The organism is Streptomyces sp. NPDC051582, from assembly GCF_040681715.1.
Lineage (GTDB): Bacteria > Actinomycetota > Actinomycetes > Streptomycetales > Streptomycetaceae > Streptomyces.
In genome coordinates, this window is record NZ_JBFAZJ010000003.1 from 82,781 (window position 1) to 108,681 (window position 25,901).

General features: G+C 71.3%; 28 protein-coding genes, 1 pseudogene and 1 riboswitch. Of the genes and pseudogenes, 3 read left to right on the forward strand and 26 right to left on the reverse strand.

Annotated elements, in window-relative coordinates; all coding sequences use genetic code 11:
* Positions 1-10 precede the first annotated feature (10 nt).
* Together AB0M92_RS05930 and AB0M92_RS05935 are read left to right on the forward strand one after the other, a co-directional pair.
* A complete protein-coding gene (locus AB0M92_RS05930; RefSeq protein WP_366100878.1) occupies positions 11-1,129 on the forward strand; it encodes an LOG family protein in 1,119 nt (372 codons plus the stop codon).
* 95 nt (positions 1,130-1,224) lie between these two features.
* A complete protein-coding gene (locus tag AB0M92_RS05935) occupies positions 1,225-2,127 on the forward strand; it encodes a hypothetical protein (RefSeq protein WP_366100879.1) in 903 nt (300 codons plus the stop codon).
* Positions 2,128-2,151: 24 nt separating this feature from the next.
* On the opposite strand, the gene AB0M92_RS05940 is transcribed toward AB0M92_RS05935, so the two are convergent.
* The 9 genes from AB0M92_RS05940 to rpsB form a co-directional block, all read right to left on the reverse strand.
* Complete coding sequence (locus AB0M92_RS05940; protein ID WP_366100880.1) at positions 2,152-3,186, reverse strand: ABC transporter ATP-binding protein; 1,035 nt, start codon at positions 3,184-3,186, stop codon at positions 2,152-2,154.
* Positions 3,186-4,868, reverse strand: a complete 1,683-nt coding sequence (locus AB0M92_RS05945; protein WP_366100881.1) for an iron ABC transporter permease — start codon at positions 4,866-4,868, stop codon at positions 3,186-3,188. Before AB0M92_RS05945 ends, AB0M92_RS05940 begins: the two co-directional genes overlap by 1 nt.
* Positions 4,844-5,941 carry a thiamine ABC transporter substrate-binding protein gene (locus AB0M92_RS05950; protein WP_366100882.1) on the reverse strand — a complete coding sequence of 366 codons (1,098 nt, stop codon included), beginning with the start codon at positions 5,939-5,941 and terminating at the stop codon, positions 4,844-4,846. The genes AB0M92_RS05945 and AB0M92_RS05950 overlap by 25 nt, the downstream gene beginning before the upstream one ends.
* An 84-nt stretch (positions 5,942-6,025) precedes the next feature.
* Positions 6,026-6,135, reverse strand: a riboswitch (TPP riboswitch).
* Positions 6,136-6,193: 58 nt separating this feature from the next.
* Positions 6,194-7,306: a 23S rRNA (adenine(2503)-C(2))-methyltransferase RlmN gene (gene rlmN / locus AB0M92_RS05955; RefSeq protein ID WP_366100883.1), complete on the reverse strand. Its 1,113-nt coding sequence runs from the start codon at positions 7,304-7,306 to the stop codon at positions 6,194-6,196.
* 161 nt (positions 7,307-7,467) lie between these two features.
* Positions 7,468-8,532: a phosphatidate cytidylyltransferase gene (locus AB0M92_RS05960; protein ID WP_366100884.1), complete on the reverse strand. Its 1,065-nt coding sequence runs from the start codon at positions 8,530-8,532 to the stop codon at positions 7,468-7,470.
* A complete protein-coding gene (frr, locus tag AB0M92_RS05965) occupies positions 8,532-9,089 on the reverse strand; it encodes a ribosome recycling factor (protein ID WP_366100885.1) in 558 nt (185 codons plus the stop codon). Before frr ends, AB0M92_RS05960 begins: the two co-directional genes overlap by 1 nt.
* Positions 9,090-9,176: 87 nt before the next feature.
* Positions 9,177-9,956, reverse strand: a complete 780-nt coding sequence (gene pyrH, locus AB0M92_RS05970; RefSeq protein ID WP_351777809.1) for a UMP kinase — start codon at positions 9,954-9,956, stop codon at positions 9,177-9,179.
* Between the two features lie 163 nt (positions 9,957-10,119).
* On the reverse strand, positions 10,120-10,956 hold the full coding sequence (gene tsf, locus AB0M92_RS05975; protein ID WP_366100886.1) for a translation elongation factor Ts: 837 nt from the start codon (positions 10,954-10,956) through the stop codon (positions 10,120-10,122).
* 134 nt (positions 10,957-11,090) lie between these two features.
* Positions 11,091-12,017: a 30S ribosomal protein S2 gene (gene rpsB / locus AB0M92_RS05980; RefSeq protein ID WP_366100887.1), complete on the reverse strand. Its 927-nt coding sequence runs from the start codon at positions 12,015-12,017 to the stop codon at positions 11,091-11,093.
* Between the two features lie 250 nt (positions 12,018-12,267).
* Here rpsB and AB0M92_RS05985 point away from each other — a divergent pair, with 250 nt between their 5' ends.
* Positions 12,268-12,732: a M23 family metallopeptidase gene (locus AB0M92_RS05985; protein ID WP_366100888.1), complete on the forward strand. Its 465-nt coding sequence runs from the start codon at positions 12,268-12,270 to the stop codon at positions 12,730-12,732.
* A 60-nt stretch (positions 12,733-12,792) separates the two neighbouring features.
* On the opposite strand, the gene AB0M92_RS05990 is transcribed toward AB0M92_RS05985, so the two are convergent.
* From AB0M92_RS05990 to AB0M92_RS06070, 17 genes and pseudogenes are all read right to left on the reverse strand, one after another.
* On the reverse strand, positions 12,793-13,350 hold the full coding sequence (locus AB0M92_RS05990; protein WP_366101152.1) for a helix-turn-helix domain-containing protein: 558 nt from the start codon (positions 13,348-13,350) through the stop codon (positions 12,793-12,795).
* A 52-nt stretch (positions 13,351-13,402) separates the two neighbouring features.
* A complete protein-coding gene (gene whiG, locus AB0M92_RS05995) occupies positions 13,403-14,239 on the reverse strand; it encodes an RNA polymerase sigma factor WhiG (RefSeq protein WP_366100889.1) in 837 nt (278 codons plus the stop codon).
* A 209-nt stretch (positions 14,240-14,448) separates the two neighbouring features.
* Positions 14,449-15,669: a DNA-processing protein DprA gene (dprA, locus tag AB0M92_RS06000; RefSeq protein ID WP_366100890.1), complete on the reverse strand. Its 1,221-nt coding sequence runs from the start codon at positions 15,667-15,669 to the stop codon at positions 14,449-14,451.
* A complete protein-coding gene (locus tag AB0M92_RS06005) occupies positions 15,666-17,306 on the reverse strand; it encodes a YifB family Mg chelatase-like AAA ATPase (RefSeq protein WP_366100891.1) in 1,641 nt (546 codons plus the stop codon). Before AB0M92_RS06005 ends, dprA begins: the two co-directional genes overlap by 4 nt.
* Entirely contained in the window at positions 17,306-17,677 is a 372-nt protein-coding gene (locus AB0M92_RS06010; RefSeq protein WP_359169080.1) for a YraN family protein, read from the reverse strand. Before AB0M92_RS06010 ends, AB0M92_RS06005 begins: the two co-directional genes overlap by 1 nt.
* 163 nt (positions 17,678-17,840) lie before the next feature.
* Positions 17,841-18,149: a DUF2469 domain-containing protein gene (locus tag AB0M92_RS06015; RefSeq protein ID WP_006139554.1), complete on the reverse strand. Its 309-nt coding sequence runs from the start codon at positions 18,147-18,149 to the stop codon at positions 17,841-17,843.
* 55 nt (positions 18,150-18,204) lie between these two features.
* Positions 18,205-18,711 (reverse strand): NUDIX hydrolase, encoded by a 507-nt coding sequence (locus AB0M92_RS06020; protein ID WP_366100892.1) that lies wholly within the window; start codon positions 18,709-18,711, stop codon positions 18,205-18,207.
* The gene (gene lepB / locus AB0M92_RS06025; RefSeq protein WP_366100893.1) at positions 18,701-19,498 is read right to left on the reverse strand and encodes a signal peptidase I; all 798 of its coding nucleotides are present in this window, start codon (positions 19,496-19,498) and stop codon (positions 18,701-18,703) included. Before lepB (AB0M92_RS06025) ends, AB0M92_RS06020 begins: the two co-directional genes overlap by 11 nt.
* Before the next feature lie 44 nt (positions 19,499-19,542).
* Positions 19,543-20,442 carry a signal peptidase I gene (lepB, locus tag AB0M92_RS06030; protein ID WP_366100894.1) on the reverse strand — a complete coding sequence of 300 codons (900 nt, stop codon included), beginning with the start codon at positions 20,440-20,442 and terminating at the stop codon, positions 19,543-19,545.
* Positions 20,411-21,325, reverse strand: a pseudogene (gene lepB / locus AB0M92_RS06035) (signal peptidase I); the annotation flags it as partial. The gene lepB (AB0M92_RS06030) and the pseudogene lepB (AB0M92_RS06035), both read right to left, overlap by 32 nt.
* A gap of 229 nt (positions 21,326-21,554) precedes the next feature.
* Positions 21,555-22,325, reverse strand: a complete 771-nt coding sequence (lepB, locus tag AB0M92_RS06040) for a signal peptidase I (RefSeq protein WP_366100895.1) — start codon at positions 22,323-22,325, stop codon at positions 21,555-21,557.
* Positions 22,326-22,369: 44 nt separating this feature from the next.
* Positions 22,370-22,720 (reverse strand): 50S ribosomal protein L19, encoded by a 351-nt coding sequence (gene rplS, locus AB0M92_RS06045; RefSeq protein ID WP_008737520.1) that lies wholly within the window; start codon positions 22,718-22,720, stop codon positions 22,370-22,372.
* A gap of 133 nt (positions 22,721-22,853) precedes the next feature.
* Positions 22,854-23,675, reverse strand: a complete 822-nt coding sequence (trmD, locus tag AB0M92_RS06050; RefSeq protein WP_366100896.1) for a tRNA (guanosine(37)-N1)-methyltransferase TrmD — start codon at positions 23,673-23,675, stop codon at positions 22,854-22,856.
* A complete protein-coding gene (rimM, locus tag AB0M92_RS06055; RefSeq protein WP_366100897.1) occupies positions 23,675-24,232 on the reverse strand; it encodes a ribosome maturation factor RimM in 558 nt (185 codons plus the stop codon). Before rimM ends, trmD begins: the two co-directional genes overlap by 1 nt.
* 96 nt (positions 24,233-24,328) lie before the next feature.
* Positions 24,329-24,568: an RNA-binding protein gene (locus AB0M92_RS06060; protein ID WP_030011889.1), complete on the reverse strand. Its 240-nt coding sequence runs from the start codon at positions 24,566-24,568 to the stop codon at positions 24,329-24,331.
* A 2-nt stretch (positions 24,569-24,570) separates the two neighbouring features.
* Positions 24,571-25,011: a 30S ribosomal protein S16 gene (gene rpsP, locus AB0M92_RS06065; protein WP_030859859.1), complete on the reverse strand. Its 441-nt coding sequence runs from the start codon at positions 25,009-25,011 to the stop codon at positions 24,571-24,573.
* A 179-nt stretch (positions 25,012-25,190) separates the two neighbouring features.
* On the reverse strand, positions 25,191-25,790 hold the full coding sequence (locus AB0M92_RS06070; protein WP_366100898.1) for a hypothetical protein: 600 nt from the start codon (positions 25,788-25,790) through the stop codon (positions 25,191-25,193).
* Between the last annotated feature and the right edge of the window lie 111 nt (positions 25,791-25,901).

Below are 25,901 nucleotides of genomic sequence, written 5' to 3' on the forward strand. Positions count from 1 at the left end.
GGTGGGCCGAATGGTCAACGCAGACAACGCAGACATCGAGATCGAGACGCTCGCGGAATTCGACCGGGTCGTGGCCCGGGGCTCGCTCAGCGGCTACCGGGTCCAGTCGGTCAACCTGCTGGAGCGCACGTTCGCCCTGCTGTCCTGCGACACCTCCGCGGCCGTCTTCCTCGGCTGCCCGATGGAACCCGACGCCTCGGCGAAGGTGCGTGCGGACGGCGCACTCGTCTTCCCGCCCGTCCCGGACCTCCCGTTCAACCCGTACCGCGGCCTCCTGTACAGCGCCGACGAGCTGTTCACGGGGCTGCCCTCGGGCTACGAGACCACTCCGGACGCCCAGGCGTACGCCTGGTTCCAGGAGACCAAGGCGGACGGCGACGTCTTCTCCTCGATGCTCCGGTCGATCCACGACGACGCCATCTCCGATGCCCTCGACGAACACCTCGCCGGCGCCCGGGTGGTGGGCGTCATGGGCGGCCACGCGATGTCCCGCGGCGGCCTCGACTACCAGGGCGCGGCCGAGCTCGGCCGGAAGCTGGCCCGGTCCGGGCTGACGGTGGCCACCGGCGGCGGCCCGGGTGCGATGGAGGCGGCGAACCTCGGCGCCTACCTGGCGAGCGCCCCGGACGAGGCCCTGCCGGAGGCCCTGGAGATCCTGGCCAAGGCCCCGTCCTTCGTGCCCTCGGTCTCCGACTGGGCGCGGGCGGCGTTCGCCGTACGCGAGCGCTGGCCCGGCGGCGGCGACTCGGTGGGCATCCCCACCTGGTTCTACGGGCACGAGCCGCCGAACGCCTTCGCCGGCCACATCGCCAAGTACTTCGCGAACGCCGTCCGCGAGGACGGACTGCTGGCCCGGTCGAACGCGGGCGTGGTCTTCCTGCCGGGTGCCGCGGGCACCCTCCAGGAGATATTCGACAACGCGACGCCGAACTACTACGAGTCGCGGGGCGAGCCGACCCCGATGGTGCTGGTCGACCGTACGCACTGGACCGAGCACCTGCCGGCGTGGCCGCTGCTCCGGGCGCTGGCGCGCGGCCGCGCGATGGAGTCGCGGATCGCGCTGGTCGACTCGGTGGACGAGGTCCCCGCCGCACTCGCGGCGATGACGGCGGCCGACCGGACGAACTGAACTATCGGCCGCTCCGAGGCAACTTCGCGGCCCGATCACACGTCTGCCATAGGTAATCAACTCGCAAAACCTGCCAGACGTGAACGGAGCCCTCGGTGCTCATAGGCCTGCTGACCGCGATCGCGGCGTCCATCTGCTACGGCACGGGGTCCGTCCTGCAAGCCGTGGGCTCCCGCAGGGCGGCCCGGATGTCCCCGGCCGCCGCGGGGGTGACCGCGCACGGCGGCCCGAACCTCTCGTCCACCGCGAAGGCGGCGATGACGTGGGAGTTCATCGTCGGCACCATCCTGGACTTCGTGGGCTTCGGGCTGGGCGCGCTGGCCGCCCGGCTGCTGCCGCTGTTCCTCTCCCAGACGGTGATCAGCGCCAACCTGGTGATCACGGCCGTGCTGAGCGTGAAGGTGCTGGGCATCCGGCTGACCCGTAAGGAATGGACCTCGATCGGCGTCGTCTGCGCGGCGCTGGTGCTGCTGGCGACGGCGGCGGGCCACGAGGGCGGCCACCACGCCCCGATGTCCACGCACTGGTGGCTGTTCGCGGTGACCCTGCTGATCATCGCGGGCGGCACGGTGGCCGTGCGCCTGCTCGGCTCCCGGGCGGCCATCCTGGCGGGTCTGCTGTCGGGCCTCGCCTTCGGAGCACTGGGCGTCGGCGTCCGCATCCTCGACGGCATCGACCCCTTCGACCTGGGCAAGCTGCTCACCGACCCGGCCCTCTACGCGATCGTGCTGGCCGGCGTCGGCGGCATGTACCTGCACACGGTCGCCCTCCAGATCGGCTCGGTGAACGGCGCGACCGCCGCGCTGGTGGTCGGCGAGACCGTCCTGCCGGGTGCGATCGGCGTCCTGTGGCTGGGCGACGCCTCCCGTCCGGGCCTGGCCTGGCTGGCGGTCCTCGGCTTCGTCCTGGCCGTCACGGGCGCGGTGGCCGTCGCCTGGTACGGCAACCACGAGGGCGCGCAGACCCCGGAGCAAGAGCCCGCCCCCGCCGGCGTCTGAGGCGGCGGGGTCCGGGGCGAGCGGTCACGCCGCCGGGAGCACGACCACCTCGGCCGGCGAGAAGGCCACCGCGACCCGCTCCCCCACCCCCGGCGCCCCGGCCAGCCCGCACTCCGCCTCCAGCTCCGGCCCGGCCTCCGGACGCAACCGCAGCGCGACGTGCGTCCCGCGAAACGTCCGCGAAAGCACCTCACACCGCAGCCCCGCTGCCGCCGGCACCACCCCGGCCGGACGGATCAGAAGGTTCTGCTCCCCCTCCGGCGACCCGACCGGCACCTGCACCTTCCCCCACGCCGTCACCGCGGCCCCGTCCGCCACCACGGCCGCGATGACGTTCTCGAAGCCGAGGAAGCGCGCCACGAACTCCGAGGCCGGCCGCTGCCACACCTCCAGCGGGGTCCCGGCCTGCGCGATCCGCCCCTCCCGCATCACCACCACCCGGTCGGCCAGCGCGAAGGCCTCCCCCTGGTCGTGGGTGACGGCCAGCACGGTGGTCCCGAGCCGGGAGAACAGCCCCCGCAGCTCCACCACCAGCCGCTCCCGAAGCCCGCGGTCCAGCTGCCCCAGCGGCTCGTCCAGCATCAGCAGCCTCGGCGACGGCGCCAGCGCCCGCGCCAGCGCGACCCGCTGCTGCTCACCGCCCGACAGCGAAGCCACCGAGCGTCCCCGGGCCCCGGGGAGCCCGACCAGCTCCAGCAACTCGGCGACCCGGGACTCCTGCGCCACACGTGCGGACCCCCGGGCCGAGCCCCGCATGCGCAGCCCGAACGCGACGTTGCCGCCCACGTCCCGGTGCGGGAACAACTGGTGGTCCTGGAACATCAGGCCGACCCCGCGCCGGTGCACCGGCACCCGCGCCTGGTCCGCCCCGCCCAGCAGGACCCGCCCCGCCGAAACCGGCTGGAGCCCGGCCACCACCCGCAGCAGCGTGGACTTGCCGCTTCCGCTGGGCCCGAGCACGCACACGATCTCGTGCTCGGCCACCTCCAGGTCGACCGCGTCGACGACGGCGCGCTCACCGAAGCGCACCGACACCCCGGCCAGTTCGAGCAACGTCATCAGAACTCTCCCGAGGTCTTGTCGGGGCGCAGCCGCTCCAGCACCAGCAGGGACACCGCGCACACCAGCATCAAAATCGTGCTCAGGGCCATCGCCTGCCCGTAGTTCAGCTCACCGGCCCGCCCCAGCAGCCGCGCCACGGCCACCGGCAGCGTCGGCCGGTCGGGCCGGGCGATGAAGACGGTCGCCCCGAACTCCCCCAGCGAGACGGCGAAGGCGAATCCGGCCGCGATCAGCAGCGCCCGCCGCACCAGCGGCAGGTCCACCTCCCGCCAGGCCCGCAGCGGGGAGGCCCCGAGCACCGCGGCGGCCTCGCGCAGCCGCCCGTCCACGGCGCGCAGCACCGGCAGCATGGTCCGTACGACGAAGGGCACGCCCACCAGCGCCTGCGCGAGCGGCACCAGGATCCACGAGGTCCGCAGGTCCAGCGGCGGCTCGTCCAGGGTGATCAGGAACCCGAAGCCGACGGTCACGGCCGACACCCCCAGCGGAAGCATCAGCAGCGCGTCGAACCCGCGCACGAACCGGCCCCCGCGCCGGGTCAGCGCCGCCGCCGCGAGCCCTCCGATCACCAGGGCTATGGCGGTGGCGGCGAGCGCGTACTGGAGGGAGTTCCAGATGGCCTCCAGCGGGGGCACCAGAAACGTTCCGCCACCCGCGCCCACGTCCTGGAGCGCCCGGTAGAAGCCGAACCCGTACCCGCCGGGCGCGTCGAGGGAGCGCTCCACCAGCACCGCCAGCGGAGCCACGATCAGCAGCGCCACCGTCAGCAGCACCCCGCCCAGCAGGGCCCGCTGCCCCGCCCCGTCGACCCGGTGCGCGGTGCGCGCCGGATCGACGAGCCGCAGGGCGGTCTCCCGCCGGCGCACCGTCCGGGCGTGGATTGCGAGGATCAGGCCGACCGCCACGAACTGGACCATCGTGAGGACGGCGGCCGTCGGCAGGTCCAGCAGCTGCGCGGTCTGCCGGTAGACCTCCACCTCCAAGGTGGCGTACGCGGGCCCGCCGAGGATCTGCACGACGCCGAAGGAGGTGAACGTGAACAGGAACACCATCAGCGAGGCCGCGGCCACCGCGGGCCCCAGCGCGGGCAGCGTCACCCGCCGCCACGCGGCGAACCGCCCGGCGCCGAGCACCCGGGCGGCCTCCTCCTGGCGCGGGTCCAGCTGCGCCCAGAGCCCTCCGACCGTCCGTACGACGACGGCGTAGTTGAAGAAGACGTGCGCGAGCAGGATCGCCCACACGGTGGTGTCCAGCCGGACGCCCCACAGCTCGTCCAGCAGCCCGCCCCGCCCGACCAGCGCCAGGAAGGCGGTGCCGACGACCACCGTCGGCAGCACGAACGGGACCGTGACCACCGCCCGCAGCAGCTGTTTGCCGCGGAACTCGAAGCGCGCGAAGACGTACGCGCCGGGGAGTGCGATCAGGAGCGTGAGCGCCGTGGACGCGAGCGCCTGCCAGGTGGTGAACCAGAGCACGTCGGCGATGTCCGGCCGGGCCAGCACCTCGCCGATCCGGCCGAACTGCCAGCCCTCGTCGGTCTTGATCCCGCGCCCGACGATCGCGGCCACGGGATAGGCGAAGAACAGCCCGAAGAAGGCGAGCGGTACGGCCATCAGCCCGAGCCGGACGGCCGTACCGCGCGCGCTCTCGCGTCCTACTTCACGACGAGCGAGGACCATGTCTTGACCCACTGCTCACGGTTCTTGGCGATGGTCTCGGGAGCCACGTTCTCGGGCTTCTCGACGACCACGCCGTGCTTCGTGAACAGCTCCGGCAGCTTCGCGTCCTTGACCACCGGGTTCACGAACATCTGGAGCGGCATGTCCTCCTGGAACTTCTTGCCCACCAGGAAGTCGAGGAGCGCCTTGCCGCCCTCCTCGTTCTTCGCGCCCTTGAGCAGGCCCGCGAACTCGACCTGGCGGAAGCAGGTGCCGGTGGACACGCCCGTGGGCGCCTCGGCCGGCTGCGGCTCGCCGTACAGGACCTCGACCGGCGGGCTGGAGGCGTACGAGACGACCAGCGGCCGGTCGCCCTTGGCCTTCTTGCCGCCCGCGGAGCCGGAGAAGCGCTCGTTGTACGCCTGCTCCCAGCCGTCGACCACCTCGACGCCGTTGGCCTTGAGCTTGCTCCAGTAGTCCTTCCAGCCTTCCTCGCCGTACTTGCCGACGGAGGCGAGGAGGAAGCCGAGGCCCGGCGAGGAGGTCGCCGCGTTCTCGGTGACCAGCAGGTTCTTGTACTCCGGCTTGACCAGGTCGTCCAGCGTCTGCGGCGGGGCGATCTTCTTGTCGGCGAAGTACGCCTTGTCGTAGTTGACGCAGATGTCGCCCGAGTCGATCGGGGTGACCCGGTGCTGCTTGTCGAGCACGTACTCGGGCTTCACGTCGGCCAGGCCCTTGACCTCGTACGGCGTGAAGATGCCGTTGTCGAGGGCGCGGGAGAGCAGCGTGTTGTCCACACCGAAGAACACGTCGCCGCGCGGCGAGCCCTTGGTGAGGATCTCCTGGTTGAGGGCGGCGCCCGCGTCCCCGGACTTCAGGACCTTGACGGTGTAGCCGCTCTGCTGCTCGAACTCCTTGAGGACCGTGTCGGTCACGTTGAAGGAGTCGTGCGAGACGAGCGTGACGGTCTTGGACTTCGGCGCGTCACTCGCGCCGGACGCGGACTCGTCCTTGGCGCCGCCGCACGCGCTGAGCGTGGCGACGCCGAGCGCGGCCGCGAGCGCAGCGCCCGCGAACTTCTTGGTGGTGCTCACTGGTGATTCCTCCTGGGAAGACCAGGAGAAGACGCGGCCCTGCCCGGCGCTCAGTGCGAGCGGTCGCCGGGCAGGGCGCAACAGCTTGAGTGATGACCGAACTTCCTACCCCGAATGACCGGGGCGAGGTTCAGAGGGTCTGCGGATGACGGTTACCGCACTCTCAGCGCTGTGGCGCTCCCCTGTCGGAATATGCAATTGGTTCGGCCACAGGGTACCCCGTGGCCGAATCGGGCCCGCGAAAAGCGCGGGCTAGCGCTCGGAGGCGGCCAGCTGGCCGCACGCGCCGTCGATCTCCTGGCCGCGGGTGTCCCGGACGGTCACCGGCACGCCGTGGCGGGCGATGGCCTCGACGAAGGCCTTCTCGTCCTCCGGACGCGAAGCGGTCCACTTCGAGCCCGGCGTCGGGTTCAGCGGGATCAGGTTGACGTGGACGCGCTTGCCCTTGAGCAGGCGGCCGAGGAGGTCGCCGCGCCAGGCCTGGTCGTTGATGTCGCGGATGAGGGCGTACTCGATGGAGATCCGGCGGCCGGACTTCTCGGCGTACTCCCAGGCCGCGTCCAGGACCTCGCGGACCTTCCAGCGGGTGTTCACGGGGACGAGGGTGTCGCGCAGCTCGTCGTCCGGCGCGTGCAGGGAGACCGCGAGGCGGCACTTGAAGCCCTCGTCGGCGAAGCGCAGCATGGCCGGGACCAGGCCGACGGTGGAGACGGTGATGCCGCGCTGCGACAGGCCGAGGCCGTCGGGCTCGGGGTCGGTGAGGCGGCGGATGGCGCCCACGACCCGCTTGTAGTTGGCCAGCGGCTCGCCCATGCCCATGAAGACGATGTTGGACAGCCGCGCCGGTCCGCCGGGGACCTCGCCGTCGCGCAGCGCCCGCATGCCGTCGACGATCTGGTGGACGATCTCGGCGGTGGACAGGTTGCGGTCCAGACCCGCCTGGCCGGTGGCGCAGAACGGGCAGTTCATGCCGCAGCCGGCCTGCGAGGAGATGCACATGGTGACCCGGTCGGGGTAGCGCATCAGCACGGACTCGACGAGCGTGCCGTCGTGCAGCTTCCACAGCGTCTTGCGCGTGGTGTCCTCGTCGCACGAGATGTGCCGGATGACGTTCATCAGCTCGGGCAGCAGCTCCTGCTGGAGCTTCTCCCGCGAGCCCGCCGGGATGTCGGTCCACTCGGCCGGGTCGTGCGCGTACCGGGCGAAGTAGTGCTGCGAGAGCTGCTTGGCCCGGAAGGGCTTCTCGCCGATCGCGGCGACCGCCTCGCGACGCTCCTCGGGGGTGAGGTCGGCGAGATGCCGGGGCGGCTTCTTGGCCCCGCGAGGGGCGACGAAGGTGAGCTCTCCCGGGACAGGGCGGGCCATGGCTGGTACTCCTCGTAAGACGAAAGGCGCGCCGCAGAAGCAGCGCGCCCTTCAAGAGTAACCGCCCGGACCCACCCAAAGCCTTCAGACGTACGTCGTCCCAGCTCAGCGGGGTTGCCCTGGTGAACCGCCCGCCGGCCGGAAGCCCAGGGGGCCCGGTTTCAGCCGGTGCCGACGAACGCGGCGAGCAGCAGCCACACCACCGGGGCGGTCGGCAGCAGGGAGTCGAGGCGGTCCATGATGCCGCCGTGGCCCGGCAGCAGCGTGCCCATGTCCTTGATGCCCAGGTCCCGCTTGATCATCGACTCGCCGAGGTCGCCCAGCGTGGCGCTGACCGCGACGGCGAGACCGAGCAGCAGGCCCTGCCACCAGACGCCCCCGTCGATCAGGAACTCCATGCAGAGCGCGCCGGCCGCCATCGCGAAGGCGACCGCGCCGAACAGCCCCTCGCGGGTCTTGCCGGGGCTGATGCGCGGCGCCAGCTTCGTCTTGCCGAAGCGCCAGCCCACCGCGTACGCCCCGGTGTCGCTGACCACGGTCAGCAGCAGGAAGGTGACCACGCGCTCGGGACCGTCGTCCGCGGTGAGCAGCATCGCGACGAAGGTGGCCAGGAAGGGCACGTAGAAGGCCGCGAAGACGCCTGCGGTGACGTCTTTGAGGTAGTCCTCGGGCGGTTCGGTCATCCGCCAGACGAGGACCGCCAGCGCCGTCAGGGCCATGGCCACCCAGGCGCCCTCGGCGCCCCGGACGTACCCGGCGATGACCATCGCGGCGCCGCCGACCGCGAGCGGGACGAGCGGGGCCTTGATGCCCTTCTTCTCCTGGAGCCGGGAGGTGAGCTCCCACAGGCCCACGACGACCGCGACGACGATGACGCCGACGAAGACCGCCTTGACGATGAACAGCGAAGCGAAGATCACCGCACCGAGGCCGACACCGACCCCTATGGCGGCACGCAGGTCTCGCCCCGCCCGCTTCTTCGGCGGGGGCGTGGCGTCCTGCGGTGCCTGCGAGGGCGGGGGGCTGGGCATGGGCTCCTGCGGCGGCGTCTCGGCGCGGAACGGGGGGCCGCCCTCGGCGGCCCCCCGATCGCGTGCTTCCCGGTCGTCGAAGTCACGGCCGGCGGCATCGGGCACGATGGGCATGGGCCGAGTGTGCGGGCCCACCAGCGCATCGTATGCGGGACCCGCCGGAACCGGCTCCGTGGCCCAGGGAGAGTCGTTCATCAGACCTCTAGGAGCTCGGATTCCTTGTGCTTCAGCAGCTCGTCCACCTGCGCGACGTACTTCGCGGTGGTGTCGTCGAGCTCCTTCTCGGCGCGGCGCACCTCGTCCTCGCCGGCTTCCTTGTCCTTGACGAGCTTGTCGAGGGCGTCCTTCGCCTTGCGGCGGACGGCGCGGATGGAAACCTTGGAGTCCTCGGCCTTGGTGCGCGCGACCTTGATGTACTCCTTGCGGCGGTCCTGCGTCAGCTCGGGGAAGGTCACCCGGATGATGCGGCCGTCGTTGCTCGGGTTGACACCGAGGTCGGAGTCGCGGATGGCCTGCTCGATGTTGCGCAGGGCGGACGCGTCGAACGGCGTCACGATCGCCATGCGCGGCTCGGGCACCGCGAAGGACGCGAGCTGGTTGATGGGCGTGATGGCGCCGTAGTAGTCGGCGACGATCTTGTTGAACATCGCCGGGTGCGCACGACCGGTGCGGATCGCCGCGAAGTCTTCCTTGGCGACGACGACGGCCTTCTCCATCTTCTCCTCGGCTTCGAGGAGGATTTCTTCGATCACCACGTGCTCCTGCATGTCAGATATGGATGGTTCAGGCGGGCGGGGCGGGCTCGGCCCGGCGGGGCCGGGCCCGGCGGGGCCGGACGCTCAGGCCCGGGTGCCCTGGTCGCTCACGAGCGTGCCGATCTTCTCACCCTTGACGGCGCGGGCGATATTGCCCTCGGCGAGCAGCTCGAAGACCAGGATCGGCAGCTTGTTGTCGCGGCACAGCGTGATGGCGGTGGCGTCGGCGACCTTGAGGTCCCGGGACAGCACCTCGCCGTACTCCAGCGCGTCGAACTTCACCGCGTCGGGGTTCTTCTTCGGGTCGGAGTCGTAGACCCCGTCGACGCCGTTCTTGCCCATGAGCAGGGCCTCGGCATCGATCTCCAGGGCCCGCTGGGCGGCCGTGGTGTCGGTGGAGAAGTACGGCATGCCCATGCCGGCGCCGAAGATCACGACGCGGCCCTTCTCCAGGTGCCGTACGGCGCGCAGCGGGATGTACGGCTCCGCGACCTGACCCATGGTGATGGCCGTCTGCACACGGGAGTCGATGCCTTCCTTCTCCAGGAAGTCCTGGAGGGCGAGGCAGTTCATGACGGTGCCCAGCATGCCCATGTAGTCGGACCGGGCACGGTCCATGCCGCGCTGCTGGAGTTCGGCGCCGCGGAAGAAGTTTCCGCCGCCGATCACGACGGCGATCTCCGCGCCGTCACGGACCACCGCGGCGATTTCGCGCGCGATGGCATGGACGACGTCGGGGTCGACGCCCAGTCCTCCACCACCGGAGAAGGCTTCGCCCGACAGCTTCAGCATGAAGCGGCGGCCCTTCTTGTCGTGGTCGCTCTTGTCGTCGGAAGCGGTGTGGGGGTCCACGCCCTGATTCATGGAGATCTCCTCGTGCACATACGAAGAAGGCCATTGCCGGTGGGTCCTCGCGGTTCCCTCTACGGCAATGGCCTCCTCGTCAGATCTGCGGTCGTTCCGCGCGCACGCGGACGACTGCTTCAGACCCTACCGGGGTCCGGTGTCCGTCGTTGTAAGGACGGACTCAGATGCCGACCTTGATGCGCGAGAAGCGCACCAGGGTGACACCGGCCTCGTCCAGAACCTTCTGGACGGACTTCTTGGCGTCCAGGGCGTACGCCTGGCCGAGCAGCGTGTTGTCGCGGAAGAAGCCGTTGACACGACCCTCGACGATCTTCGGCAGGGCGGCCTCGGGCTTGCCCTCCGCGCGGGTGACCTCTTCGGCGACGCGGCGCTCGGACTCGACGACATCGGCCGGGACGTCCTCGGCGGACAGCCACTTCGGCGAGAACGCGGCGATGTGCTGCGCGACGCCGCGGGCGACCTCGGCGTTCTCCTTGTCGAGCTCGACCAGGACACCGATCTGGAACGGCAGGTCGGGCATGGTGCGGTGCATGTACGACGTGACGTAACCGCCGGTGAACTGCGCGAAGCGGTCCAGGACGATCTTCTCGCCGAGGTTGGCGTTCGCCTCGTCCACGAAGGCCGTGACGGTCTTGCCCGGGGCGATCTCGGACGCGAGCAGCGCCTCGATGTCGGCCGGGGAGGTGGCGGCGACGTGCGCGGCCAGCTCGTTGGCGACGGCGAGGAACTTCTCGCCCTTCGCCACGAAGTCCGTCTCGCACTTCAGCTCGACGATGACACCGGAGGTGTTGTCGTCGGCGATGAGGGACACGACGGCACCGTTCTCGGCAGAACGGCCCTCGCGCTTGGCGACGCCCTTCTGACCCTTGATACGGAGCGCCTCGACGGCCTTGTCGACGTCACCGTCGGAGTCGACCAGCGCGTTCTTGCAGTCCAGCATGCCGGCGCCGGTGAGCTCGCGGAGCTTCTTGACGTCAGCGGCGGTGTAGTTCGCCATGAGTCTGTGATTCTCTCTCGAAGTCGTAGATCTACGGGTGAACGGCGGAGGAGGCGCGCCCAGGCGCGGCTCCCCCGCCGTCATCGTCCGTGCTGCGAGTGCCCGGCGGATGAACGCCGGGCTCTCTCAGAGGGTCAGGCCTGCTCGGCGTCAGCGGCCGGAGCCTCGACGACGGCCTCGGCGGCCGGTGCCTCGGCGGCCGGGGCCTCGGCCGCGGGGGCCTCGGCAGCAGGGGTCTCGACAGCGGCCTCGGCCGGGGCGGCCTCGGCGTCGTCGGCCTTCTTCTCGCCCTCAAGCAGGTCGCGCTCCCACTCGGCGAGCGGCTCGGCGGCGGCCTTCTCGCCCGGCTTCGAGTCACCGGTCGCAGCGCCGGAGCGGGCGATGAGGCCCTCGGCGACGGCGTCGGCGATCACGCGGGTGAGCAGGGTGACGGAGCGGATCGCGTCGTCGTTGCCCGGGATCTTGTAGTCGACCTCGTCGGGGTCGCAGTTGGTGTCGAGGATCGCGACGACCGGGATGTGGAGCTTGCGCGCCTCACCGACGGCGATGTGCTCCTTCTTGGTGTCGACGATCCAGACGGCGCTGGGAACCTTCGACATCTCGCGGATACCACCGAGGGTCTTCTCCAGCTTGATCTTCTCGCGGGAGAGGACCAGGAGCTCCTTCTTGGTGAGACCCGAGGCGGCGACGTCCTCGAAGTCGATCGCCTCAAGCTCCTTCAGACGCTGGAGGCGCTTGTAGACGGTGGAGAAGTTGGTGAGCATGCCACCCAGCCAGCGCTGGTTGACGTACGGCATACCAACGCGCGTCGCCTGCTCGGCGATGGCCTCCTGGGCCTGCTTCTTGGTACCGACGAACATGATGGAGCCGCCGTGGGCGACGGTCTCCTTGACGAACTCGTAGGCGCGGTCGATGTACGACAGCGACTGGAGCAGGTCGATGATGTAGATGCCGTTGCGCTCGGTGAAGATGAAGCGCTTCATCTTCGGGTTCCAGCGACGGGTCTGGTGACCGAAGTGGACGCCGCTTTCCAGCAGCTCCCGCATCGTTACGACGGCCATGGCCATCTCCTTGGTTTCTCGGTTTGGTTCCTGACGCCCCACCGCGTCCTGCCCCCGACGAAGGGGACCGAGAGACGCTTTCACCCGGCCTGAGCGGCTGGTGCTGGGGCGTGCGAAGTCGACCCGGTGACCCGGATCGCCGTAAGAAGTGTACGGGACCGGGCGGTATGCCAGGTGACGCCGTTGTCCACACCCGGCAGGTTGTCCACAGGCCCGCTCACGCAGGGCGAGCCGACGGCAACCTGGACACATGACGACCCTGCTGCTCACACTGCTCCTGACCCTGGCCCAGGCACTCTCCCCGGGGGTCCGGCCACTGCCGCCACCCCTGGTGGTGACGCGCTGGTGGGACCCTCCCCCGACCCCGTACGCGGCGGGGCACCGCGGGGTTGACCTGGCCGCCCCGGTGGGCGCCGAGCTCAGGGCGGTGGGCCCGGGCCGGGTGCACCACGCGGGGCCGGTGGCCGGCCGCGGGGTCCTGTCCCTGACCCTCCCGGGCGGCCTGCGCACCACGTACGAACCGGTGCGGCCGCTGGTCGCGGAGGGCGAGGAGGTCACGACGGGCCAGGTGGTGGCGGTCCTCACGGAGGGCACGCACTGCACGACCCCCTGTCTCCACTGGGGCCTCCTCTCAGGCACGACGTACCTGAACCCCCTGACCGTCCTCCCCCACCAGGCGCCCAGACTCCTGCCGCTCACCCCCGAGGACGGCTGAGCGGGGGCGGGGGCAGGGGCAGGGGGGCGGGGGCAGGGGGGCGGGGGGAGCCCCCGGGGCTCAGCTCTGCACGCCCCGGAGAGCCATGGCCACGGCCGCCTCCGTCACCACGACGGGGTCCTCGGCGGCGCCCAGCTCGATGCGCCGCACCGCCGCGTCGACGACCCCCTGGAGCAGCATCGCCGCGAGGCGGGGCTGCTCGTGCCCGAGGGTGCCCAGCGCTTCCACGATCATCGCCACGAGCCCCCCGTGCGCGGCACGGATCTTCTCCCGCGCCCCCGCGTCCAGCTCACTGGCGGAGATCGCGACCACCGCCCGGTGCCGCCGGTCCCCGACGAGTCCCAGCTGGCTGCGCACGTAGGCCTCGACCTTGGCCTCCGGCGACTCGGCCCGCTCCATCGCCGCCTCGATCTCGGCGGCCCACACGGGGAAGTCCACCGCGCACAGCTCTTCGACCACGGCCGCGCGGGAGCGGAAGTATTCGTACACGGAGGACCGGGCGAGGCCGGTGCGCTCCGCCAGGGCGGGGAAGGTCAGCGCTTCCGTCCCGCCTTCGGACAACAGGGAGCGCGCGGCGTCCAGCAGGGCGCCGCGCTGCATCGACCGGTGCTCGGCCACGGAGGCCGCTCGAATCCTGGGCACACGTCCACTCTACGGAGGGGGCGCAAGCTCATCGGCCGACATCCGCCAGCTTGGCCCGCAGTTGGAGCACCGACTTGGTGTGGATCTGGCTGACGCGGCTCTCGGTGACCCCGAGCACGTTGCCGATCTCGGCCAGCGTGAGGCCCTCGTAGTAGTACAGCGTGACGACGGTCTTCTCCCTCTCCGGCAGGGTGTTGATCGCCCTGGCCAGGAGTCTGCGCAGCTCACGGTCCTCGGCCACCTCGACCGGGTTGTCGGCGGCCGTGTCCTCCAGGGTGTCCATCAGTGAGAGGCGGTCTCCGCCTTCGCCGCCGACGTGCAGCAGCTCCTCCAGGGCGACGACGTTGGCCAGCGACAACTGGCTGAACACGGCGTGGAGTTCCTCCACGGCGATGCCCATCTCCCCGGCGACCTCGTGCTCGGTCGGAGTGCGGCGCAGCTGGGCTTCGAGGGTGGCATAGGCGCGCTCCACGGCCCTCGCCTTCTGCCGGACCGAGCGCGGGATCCAGTCCAGGGCGCGCAGCTCGTCGATCATCGCGCCCCGGATGCGGGTGATCGCGTAGGTCTCGAACTTGATGGACCGGTCGATGTCGAACTTCTCGATGGCGTCGATCAGCCCGAAGACCCCGGAGGAGACGAAGTCGGCCTGTTCCACATTGGGCGGCAGGCCCACGCTGACCCGGCCGGCCACGTACTTCACCAGGGGCGAGTAGTGCAGGATCAGCTGCTCCCGCAGCCGCTCGTCACCGCTCTCCTTGTACGAGCGCCACAGCACCTCAAGGGGCGAGGGCGCGGTGGTCCGCACGCTGCCGCGGGCAGCGGGGGGCACCGCAGCGCGGTCAGACCCTGAGGTGTGCTGGGGCATGCTTCGCCTTTGCCGGAGCGGGATTCCTTGGGAGCGTAGCGTGACGGAAGTGTCGCGGTGCGCGAAGAGTACGGGATCGCGCATGGGCACCGGGGCGTCCTGACTCGCGCGGGCGACCCGGGACCGGCGCCTGGCGCTCGGTCCCGGCGGCTGCCACCGGGGAGACCGCGTCTCTCATCGGCTTCACTCTTTCACCGGAACGCCCCAGGTCAATGACCGCCTCGCCGGGTGCCACCGGTTTGTGTGCCTCCTTCAGGTGATTGTGTGGTCAACTGCCAGCTCTCGCCCTGCCGTTCGACGAACCCCAGAGAGTGAAGTTCGTACAGTCTGCCGATGACTTCATCGGCGTCGCTGCCCGCGGCGAGGGCCACTTCGTCCGCGTGGGCGGGGCGGCCCGCCGGGAGGGCTTCGAGCACGCGGGCGGTGTCCCGGTCCAGCAGGTCCCGGGCGAGCACCGGGCCGCGCCGCTCCGGGGCCAGTTCGCCCATGTCTCCGACGAGCTCGATCACTTCCGCCGCGTCCGTGACGAGCACGGCTTCGCCGCGCAGCAGTTCGTGGACCCCTCCCGAGAGCCCGCTGGTGGCCGGTCCGGGGACACCCATGGTGAACCGCCCGAGCCGCTGGGCGCGGCGGGCGGTGACCAGGGAGCCGCTGCGGTGGGCCGCCTCGACCACGACGGTGCCCCGGGTCAGGGCGGCGATGACCCGGTTGCGCAGGACGAACCGGCTCGGGGTCGGGTGGCTTCCGGGTGGCAGCTCCCCGAGGACGATCCCCTGCCGGGCGATCCGGCCGAGCAGCTCGGCGTGGCCGCGCGGGTAGGCGATGTCCACTCCGCAGGCGAGCACCGCGGCGGTGGCGCCGCCGGAGGCGAGGGCTCCTCGGTGGGCCGCGCCGTCGACCCCGTACGCCGCCCCCGAGACCACCACCCAGCCCCGTTCGGCGAGCCCGGCGGCCAGGGTCTGGGCCATGTGCGCCCCGTACGGGGTGCAGGCCCGGGCCCCGACGACGGCGACGGAGCGCAGTGCCCAGGTCCGCAGGTCCGGCCGGCCCCGCAGCCAGAGCCCGATGGGCCGGGCGTCGCCGAGGTCGTCCAGCTGGGTCGGCCACTGCGCGGAGCCGGGGCGGATGAACCGGCAGCCGCTGCGGGCGGCCATCGCCAGGTCCCGCCGGGGGTCGGCGAGCGCGGCCCGTCTGCGATAGCCCGCGAGCCGTGGTTCCCCCACCCCGGTCAGCGTCGCCGCCTCGCTGTCCGGGCCGGTCAGCAGCCGTATCAGCGCGACGGCGCCGTGCTCGCGCAGCCATCGCCCGCCGGTCTCGTCCCCGGGCTCCAGCACCCGCGTGAGCGCGGCCCGCGCCAGCGACTCCGGATCGGGCTCGGTGCCCGCCCCGGGCCCGGATTCTCTCTGCGGTCCGGATCCGGTGGCGGTCATGAGTGCGCTCCCACGGCCAGGGCCGCGCCGCGGGCGATGCCGGTGCGCAGTTCCAGGGCGACGGCCACGTCGAGGGCGTCGGGGCGGTCGCGGCCGCGCAGGTCGGCCACGGTCCAGGCGACCCGCAGGACCCGGTCCAGCCCGCGGGCGGTGAGCAGTCCGCGCTCCAGGTCCCGCTCGGCCTGGGCGAGGGCCCCGGGTGCGGCTTGCCATCGGGTGCGCAGCTCGTGGCCCGGAACTTCGGCGTTGAGCCGCCACGGGGTGTCGGCGAGCCGGGCCGCGGTGCGCCCCCTGGCCTCGCGTACCCGGTCGGCGACAGTCGCCGTGCTCTCCCCGCGGCCGCCGCGCCCCAGCAGGTCGGAGCGGGTGACGGGCTCGACCTCCACGCGCAGGTCGACCCGGTCCAGCAGCGGCCCCGACAGTCGGGCCTGGTAGCGCCGGATCACCGAGGCCGGGCATTCGCAGCCGGCCCCGAGCAGGGTGTGGCGGCCGCAGGGGCAGGGGTTGGCCGCGAGGACCATCAGGAACCTGGCGGGCAGCCGCACCACTCCGGCGGCCCGGGCGATGACCACGTGCCCCGATTCGAGGGGTTGGCGCAGCGCGTCCAGTGCCTTCGTGCTGAATTCGGCGGCTTCGTCCAAAAAGAGCACGCCCCGGTGGGCCAGGGAGACCGCCCCGGGCCGCGGTACGCCCGGTCCGCCGCCGACGAGGGACTGCATGGTCGCCGAGTGGTGGGGTGCGCAGTACGGGGGCCGGGCGACGAGCGGTTCGCCGGGTGGCAGGACTCCGGCGACGGAGTGGACGGCGGTGACCTCCAGGGAGTCCTGTCGGCAGAGCGGCGGGAGGATCCAGGGGATCCGCTCGGCCAGCATCGTCTTGCCGGCTCCGGGGGGTCCGCTGAGGAAGAGGTGGTGGCCCCCTGAGGCGGCCACTTCGAGGGCCCGGCGGGCGCCGTGCTGTCCGGCGACGTCGGAGAGGTCGGGGAAGTCGGGGCTCTCGCCGTCCCCGGCCCGGCCTCCGCCCCGGGAGATCCCGGTGCCGATGCCCGCGCCCGGGACCATCAGCCCGGCCAGCATCGGATCGGGCCGCCCGGGTCGGTCCGGTGGCTCCTCCTCGGGGACCTCCGCGTCGGTGAGGACCGCGATCAGCTGCCGCAGGCTGCGGACGCCGAGCACGCTGACGTCGGGGACGAGCATGGCCTCGGCGGCGCATTGCTGTGGCACCACCACGTTCCGGTAGCCGGCGTCGGCCGCGGCGAGGACCGCCGGCAGGATGCCGCGCACCGGCCGCACCCGGCCGTCCAGTCCCAGCTCGCCGATGAGCACCAGATCGGCGATGGCGGCGGGGTCGATCACTTCGGCCGCGCCCAGCACGGCCGATGCGACGGCGAGGTCGAAGCCGGCGCCCGATTTCGGTACGGAGGCCGGGCTGAGCCCGACCGTGAGCTTCTTCTGCGGCCAGGTGGCGCCGGAGTTCACGACGGCGGCCCGCACCCGGTCGCGGCTTTCGGTCAGGGTCTTGTCGGGCAGCCCCACCAGGGTGAAGGCGGCGAGCCCGGGCTCCAGGTCGGCCTGGACCTCCACCACCACGCCGTCGACGCCGACCAGGGCCACCGAGCAGGCTCGTGCGAACCCCATCACGCCACCCCCCGGGCGTGTTCCACCACGGGCGCGCCGCGCCGTGGCAGCAGGACTCCCACGAGGTCGATCCGTACTCCGCCCGGGGGTGGTCCGCCGTGGTCGGCGAGCCAGCGCCCGGCGAGCCGGCGCAGGCGCTCGGCCTTGCCGGGCCGGACGGCGGCCATGGGGTGTTCGAAGTCCCCCGTGCGGCGTGTTTTGACCTCGCACACGACGAGGGCGTCCCCGTCCCGCGCGACGATGTCGATCTCTCCGCTGCGGCACCGCCAGTTCCTGGCGATCACCGTCATTCCGGACTCGGTGAGCCGTCGCGCCGCGAGTTCCTCGCCGTACCGCCCCAATGCCTGCTGTGCCACGCCCTTCGCGTTCATCGGGCACCACCTCCGCCCCCGACGATCCCGCGGTCCCGGCCACCCTGTGGATCTTGGTGGACAGCGAGGGCATTGTGGACAACCCGCTCACTCCTGAGAGTGAATCCGGGGAGGTCGGGGCGGTGGGCGCACGGACGGGGCGCGGGCGGCGAAGGGCCTGGCGTCAGCTGCCGGGCAGTTCGAGATCGCTCTTGTTGAGCTCCTCGATGTTCACGTCCTTGAAGGTCAGCACCCGCACCTGCTTCACGAACCGGGCCGGGCGGTACATGTCCCACACCCAGGCGTCGGCCATCGTGACCTCGAAGAACACCTCCCCCTGGACCGAGTGCACCTGCATCTCGTAGTCGTTCGTGAGGTAGAAACGACGTTCGGTCTCGATCACGTACTTGAACAGCCCGACGACGTCGCGGTACTCGCGATAGAGCTTCAGCTCCATCTCGGTCTCGTACTTCTCGAGGTCCTCGGCGCTCATGGCATGTTCCCCTTCAGCCGTGCGTCCCCCTATTGTGCGCCAGGCCCCTGCGCCCCTAAACGATTTCCGGGGCCAGGACCACCGGCGCACCCGGAGGACCGTCGTCGAGCAGCGTACGGAGCAGCTCGGCGAGTCTGGTCGGGTACACCGTCTCATGGGCCGAGAGAAGTTCCTCGGAGGTCCACCACCTGGCACCGCTGACGCTGCGCCGCTCCAGCTCGGTGAGCCCGCCCATGTCGGTCCGCGTCCGCGTGGTCCGGGCCAGGTAGTACCACTCGTCCTGCTCCCAGCGCCGCCCGTCGAAGGGGAAGGAGCAGTACCGCTGCCACAGGACGGGCCCGAGGTCCACCTCCGTGATCCCGGTCTCCTCGGCGAGCTCCCGCAGTGCGGCCTGCTCCCGGCTCTCGCCGCCTTCGAGTCCGCCGCCCGGGGTGAACCACCAGTGGTCGGCGGGATTGTCCGGTTCGAAACCGTGGAGCAGCAGGATCCGGTCCGCGGGGTCCAGCAGGATCACCCGGGACACCCGGCGGGGGCCGCCCGCGGCGGCCGCTTCAGCGGCCACCGGCCGGCTCCCGCCGCCGCCCGCGCCCGAAGATCCGTACGAGGGGCCCGTAGGCGGCCCCGAGCAGCACGAGGGCGGCTCCGGCCACCACCGCGACCAGCTGGAGGCGCAGCGGACCGGGCCGCGAGGTCCCGCCGGGCAGGGAGGCGTACGCGGCGGGCCGCTCCAGCATCCTCGCCGCGGGCCAGGCGAGGGCGTCGACGCGGGCCTGGACGGCCGACCGGGGCACGCTGCCCTGGCCTGCTTCCTGGAGGTGGGACCGGGAGTCGAGGGAGTTGGCGCGCCGGTCGCCCAGCAGGAACAGGCCGTCCTCGGGCACCTTGACTTCGAACGGGGTGTCGGAGGCCGGCTGCGGGATGCCCTGCGCCCCCTCGGGCAGGGCGTGCACCAGGTACGGCTCGTCGAGCTCCTTGCCGTTCACGGTGAGCTTGCCGCCCGCGTCGCAGCACTTGACGGTGTCGCCGCCGATGCCGACGACCCGCTTGAGCATGGGCGAGTCACTCCACAGGTGGTCGGTGAACACGACCACGTCGCCGCGCCGCACTTGGCCGCCGTCGATCCGTTGCGCGATCACCCGGTCGCCCGGGTTCACCGTCGGCGTCATGGAGTCGGTCGGCACGGTGTAAGGCCGGTAGACGAAGGCCCCCCATGCGAAGGCGCCGAGGAAGAGCACGAAGCCGACGGCCACGGCGACTCCCGACAGCACGTGGCCGAGACCGCCGCGGCCGTCCTTGGCACCGCGTATTCCTTCAGTACCGCTTGTCTGCGTTCGCAGCGTTCCGCCCATTGCAGCGCCCCCACACTTCCGGGATCGACGACCTGGGCGGCACCCTACCTGCCGGTAGTCCCGCTGGTCAGCCTCCGCCGGCGCCACAGCACGACCGGAACCGCTCCGGCCAGGCCCAGTGCGGCCGGGCCGAGTCCGACGGGCGCCAGCCCGGCGGCCCCCAGACCCATCGCGGTCGCCTTGGTCTGGTTCCCGATGCCGGGCTGGTCGAAGGTGTCCGGGACGGGCAGGGTCGCCCAGCGGGTGATCGGCCAGGCCACGACCACGGCCCGCCCGACGACCTTGTCGACCGGCACGAAGCCCTGGGTGGAGTCCTGCATGTGGTAGCGGGAGTCCTGCGAGTTCTGCCGGTGGTCGCCCATCACCCAGATCTTGCCCTTGGGGACCGTGATCGGACCGAACGGGGCGTCGTCGCACGGGGTGTTGCCCGGGTAGATGTACGGCTCGTCGAGCTCCTTGCCGTTGACGACGACCGGTCCGCCCTTCTTGCACTCGACCGTGTCACCGCCGATGGCGATGGTCCGCTTGATCAGGTCCTTCTCGTCCGCGGACGGCATCAGGCCGATCTTGCTGAGGATCTGCTGTGCGAAGTTGGGCTCCGGGGTGGGCTCCCCGGCCAGCCAGCTCGCGGGGTCGTGGAAGACCACGACCTCGCCGCGCTCGGGCTCGGAGCCGAACCACGGGGTCAGCTTGTCCACGAGCACCCGGTCACCGCGCTGCAGGGTGTTCTGCATCGAGTCGGACGGGATCGAGAACGCCTGCACCAGGAAGGTCTTGATCAGCAGGGCGAGCAGCAGGGCGATGCCGATGAGGAGCGGGAGCTCCTTCCAGAACGAGCGGTGCGGCTTCGCCTCGGCACCACTGTCCTCGTCCTCGGCTCCGCGCTCGGCATCGTCCGGCCGCTCCTCGCCTTCATCGCGTCCGGATCGCGCGCCTACCGCCACATCCCCCACATCCACTCCTCAACCTCGCAGATCGCCGCCCGCGCCGAAGCAGGCACGGGCCCTCCCCTCCCTTAACGAGCGGGAGTTCCCTAAGGCGCGGGAGACCGAGGACACACTATGCGAACGGCGGGCCCCGTCGGCGCCCGCGGCGGCCGCGTCGCCCGCTCGGGGCCGGATCGGGGACCGAACGGAAGGTGGCCGGCTGTTCGAGCTTGCGCCAGTGGTCGAACGGCCAGGCGATGACCACTGCCTGACCCACGACGCCGTTCTCGTCGATGGTGCCGTCGAAGGCCTCGTCGAGGTGGTAGCGGGAATCGGCCGAATTGGCCCGGTGGTCTCCCATGACGAAGAGCCGGCCCTTGGGGACCCGCACCTCGAAGCGGATTTCGGAGGGGGCGTTGCCGGGGCTCACGTACGGCTCGTCGAGGGCCGTGCCGTTGACGGTGACGCGGCCCGTGGCGTCGCAGCACACGACGGTGTCGCCGCCGACGCCGATGACCCGCTTGATCAGGTCCTGTTCGTCGGCGGAGGGCAGCAGGCCGATGAAGGTCAGCGTTTCCTTGATCTGTTTGACGCCGACCGGGTCCTCGGGCGGGCGCGCGGCCTCGCCCTTGAGCCAGCCGCCGGGGTCCTTGAACACCACGACCTGGCCGCGTTCGATCTTGGAGCCGAACCACGGGGTCAGCTTGTCGACGAGCACGCGGTCGCCGATGCGGATCGTCTGCTCCATGGATCCGGACGGGATGAAGAAGGCCTGGACGAGGAAGGTCTTGAGGACGAGCGCGATGCACAGCGCCACGATGATCAGCAGCGGCACCTCGCCCACCCGGCGGGTGCGTCTGCGCCGCTTGACCCGCCGGGCCAGCCGGCGCCGCGCCGCCCGGCCGCCGGTCTCGGCCGCGACGGGTTGCGCCTCGGCCTCTCGCCGCGCCCCGGGCTCCCGCACCGGCCGCTCGGGGACCGCGGCGGGCTCGGGCTCACGCCGCGGCTCGGGGCCGCCAGGGGTCTCGGGTGCACGCCAGAACTGGGGGGTGGGCGCGGGCGGGGACTGGGGCGTCCGCCTCGGCTCGGGCTCCGGCTCGGGGATCCGGCCGTCTCTCGAACGCCCCCGGCTACCCATGACCGCCGCCGGAGGGCACGGTCGAGGCGGGAGCCGCGGGAATGGACCCCCAGCGCGACACCGGCCAGCCGATCCAGTCGGCCCGCCCGATCACCTTCTCCACCGGCACCATCCCCCCGCCCGGTTCCCCCAGGTGGTCCCTGGAGTCCCGGGACTGGGAACGATGATCGCCCATGACCCACAGGGTCCCAAGGGGCACGACGATCCGGAACGGCACCTTCGAGGGCGTGTCGCCCGGGTACACGTACGGCTCTTCCACCGGGACCCCGTTCACCTTGATCCGCCCGCCGGCGTCGCAGCACACCACGTCGTCCCCGCCGACGCCCACGACCCGTTTGACGAAGTCGGTCTCGGACGGTTCTGCGATCCCGAGCGCGGAGGCCGCGCCGTGCAGGGCCTCGCCGATCGGATTGCCCTCGGCGCTCTCCCGCACGAAGGACCCCGTGCCGTCGAAGACCACCACGTCCCCGCGCAAGGGCCGGTCGCCGAAACGGTACGCCAGCTTGTTCACCAGTACCCGGTCCCCGACCTGGAGCGTCGGCTCCATGGACCGGCTCGGGATCTTGAAGGGCTGTACGACGAAATTGCTGATCAGCAGCAGGAAGGCGGTGCAGACCACGCCGAGCGCCGCGGCCCCCCGCACCGTCAGGAAGTCCCGCCACCCGGGCAGCGCGCGGTGCCCCCACAACGCGAAACGCGACCGCCCCTCCCCCGTTTCGGGGGAGGAGTGGCCGCGCTGTGTGAGCTCTGCTTCGGTGTCCATCGAGGGCGAGCCTATCCGGCCGCCCCCGGGACCCGGAGAGGAGATCAGCGGTCGCGCTTCTCCTTGATCTTCGCGGCCTTGCCGCGGAGCTCACGGAGGAAGTACAGCTTGGCGCGACGCACGTCACCGCGGGTGACGAGCTCGATCTTCTCGAAGATCGGGGAGTTCACCGGGAAGGTGCGCTCGACGCCGACGCTGAAGGAGACCTTGCGAACGGTGAAGGTCTCGGAGACGCCAGAACCCTGGCGACGGATGACTACACCCTTGAACTGCTGGATACGGGAGCGGTTGCCCTCGATGACGCGGACGTGCACGTTGATCGTGTCACCCGGGCGGAAGGCCGGGACGTCGGAGCGGATCGAGGCGGCGTTGACGCCATCGAGCAGGTGAGACATGTTCTTCGTCTGCTTTCTTCGCACGACGCCACAGGCCGCCGGTGCGGGTTTCCGGAGAGAATTCGGGTGCCGCGTCACGCGTCGGACGACTGTCCCCCTGTGGCAGGGGCGTCCGCGAGCACACAGCAGCCGCCTATTCTTCCACGGCCTCGGGCCTACGCCAAAATCGACCGTCGGCGGCCGGACGCCAGCCGAGGATGCTCAGGATCTCGCGGTCCTTCTTGTCGAAGGCGGAGGCCTCGCAGCGCTCGATCAGGTCGGGGCGGTGCCGCGCGGTACGGCGGAAGGCCTCGTCCCGGCGCCAGCGGGCGATCTTCCCGTGGTGGCCGCTGAGCAGCACGTCCGGGATGCCCCGGCCGCGCCACTGCGGGGGCTTCGTGTAGACCGGCCCCTCCAGCAGGTTCGCCATGTCGCCGGGCGCGAAGGAGTCGTCGCGGTGCGATTCGGCGTTGCCGAGCACCCCGGGCAGCAGCCGGGCCACGGCCTCGGTGACCACCAGGACGGCGGCCTCGCCGCCCGCCAGCACGTAGTCGCCGATGGAGACCTCGTAGACCGGCATGCGCGTGGCGTACTCGTCCATGACCCGGCGGTCGATGCCCTCGTACCGGGCCGGCGTGAAGATCAGCCAGGGCCGCTCGGAGAGTTCGACGGCCAGTTCCTGGGTGAAGGGGCGGCCGCTGGGCGTGGGGACGACCATGACCGGCCCGTGCGCGCCGGACTCGTACCCGTCGGCCAGGGCCTCGTCGAGGGCCTCGCCCCACGGCTCGGTCTTCATGACCATGCCGGGACCGCCGCCGTAGGGGGTGTCGTCGACCGTGTTGTGCCGGTCGTACGTCCACTCCCGCAGGTCGTGGACGTGTACGTCGAGCTGCCCGCGGGCCCGCGCCTTGCCGACGAGGGAGACGTTCAGGGGCTCCAGGTACTCGGGGAAGATCGTGACGACGTCGAGACGCATCAGGCTTCGCCCTCGGGCTCGGCGTCGCGCGCGGAGGCGATCTCGGCGCGGTCGTCGATCAGCCCGGGCGGCGGCGTGATGACGCAGCGCTGCTCCTCCAGGTCGATCTCGGCGACGATCTCCTCGACGAAGGGGATCATCACCTCGGTGCCGTCGGGGCGCTCCACGATGAACAGGTCCTGGGAGGGCAGGTGGGAGATCTCGGTGATCCGGCCGATCTCGGTGCCGTCTTCGAGCACGACGTCCAGGTCCATCAGCTGGTGGTCGTAGTACTCGTCCTCCTCCTCCGGGAGCTCCGTCGGGTCGACGTCGGCGATCAGGAGGATGTTGCGCAGCGCCTCGGCGCCGGTGCGGTCCTTGACGCCGGCGAAGCGGAGCATGAGCCTCCCGCTGTGCACGCGGCCCGTCTCGACGGTCAGCGGACCCGCCGACGCCGGGTCGGTCCGCAGGACGGCACCGGGCGAGAGACGCAGCTCCGGCTCGTCGGTCCGCACCTCGACGCTGACCTCACCCTTGATCCCGTGGGCGCGGCCGATCCGCGCGACAACCAGCTCCACTTGTGTTTTCTCCTGTTCAGACGACGACGGGCCGGGGCGGGCACGAATGCCCTCCCCGGCCCGTGCCGGTGATTCACGTTCTCAATGAACCAAGTCTCAGCGGACCTGGTCCACGTCGACGAGGTCGACGCGGATCCCCCGGCCGCCGATGGCGCCCACGACGGTACGCAGGGCACGCGCGGTGCGGCCGTTGCGGCCGATCACCTTCCCGAGGTCGTCCGGGTGAACCCGGACCTCAAGCACCTGCCCACGACGCAGGTTGCGCGAGGCGACCTGCACTTCGTCGGGGTTGTCCACAATGCCCTTCACGAGGTGCTCAAGAGCCTCCTCGAGCATGCTCAGGCCTCGGTCGACTCGGCGGTGGCCTCAGCCTCGTCCGCCTTCTTGTCGGCCTTCTTCGCCTTCTGCGTGATGGCCTCGCCCTTGGTCTCGCCGATGCCCTCAAGGGCCTTGGCGAACTCGTCGAAGGAGCGACGCTTGCTCTCCTTCGTCTCCGGCTGCAGCAGCGGCGCGGGGGCCGGAAGGCCCTTGTGCGCCTGCCAGTCACCGGTCAGCTTGAGGATGGCGAGCACAGCCTCGGTGGGCTGGGCGCCGACCGACAGCCAGTACTGCGCACGCTCGGCGTTGACCTCGATGCGCGACGGGTTGTACGTCGGGTGGTAGATACCGATCTCTTCGATCGCGCGACCGTCCCGACGGGTACGGGCGTCGGCGACGACGATGCGGTAGTGCGGCTGGCGAATCTTGCCGAGGCGCTTGAGCTTGATCTTGACTGCCACTGGAGTGGTGTCTCCTGAACTTGACGTGGTTGGGCACATGAGATGCCACGTGGGGTTGCGGTACTCGGGTGCCCGATGGACGCGTCAGCCGGAGGAGAGAGGGGTCCTATGCGACTGTCGAGTACAGCTAGCCATTGTGCCACATGCCTGCGGCGCTTCTCGCGGGGAGTCGGCCGGGCTCAGGAAGCAGCGGCGGAGAGGGCCGCCTCGGGGATGCGGAACGGCTTCATGCAGCCGCCGCACACGATCGGCGCCTGGGCCAGCACGGAAGGGACCACCCGCACGTTGCGCCCGCAGTCGCAGACCGCCTTGACGCGGACACCGCCACCCGAGGAGCCGTGCCGGGCGGCCGGCCCGCGGAAGCTGCGCTTGGTGTCGGCGGCCGTCGCGGCCGTATGCGCCTTCAGCGCGCGCTGCAGCCGCTCCATGGTGGGGCGGTAGCGCTTCTTCGCCTCGGGATTGAGCGTGACCAGCGAGAAGCCGCTGCTGGCATGCGGCTCGTCGGAGTGGTCCAGCCCCATCTCCTCGGCGATCGCGAGGAATCTGCGGTTGTGGTAGCGGCCTGCCCGCGAGGTGTCGCGTACTCCGCGGGCGGCGGCGATGCCGTGGACTGCCTCGTGCAGCAGTCGCTCGAAGGAGAGCTCGGCGCCGCAGGCGGACGAGGACTCTCCGATCAGGGACTCGGGCGCGGCAAGGTCAGGCAGCTCGGGGTGGTACCGCTGAATGTCGGCCCACGCCTGCGCCAGCTCTGCGGCGAGAACAGGTGGTGTCGTGCTCACGTCGTGACAACGAGCCGGGGTGCCCCGGTGTTCCGATTCCGGGCCATTCCAAATTTTTTGCACGTACCAGTCAGTTCAGTCTCATGCGTCCCGACGAGGACGGGTGCGCCG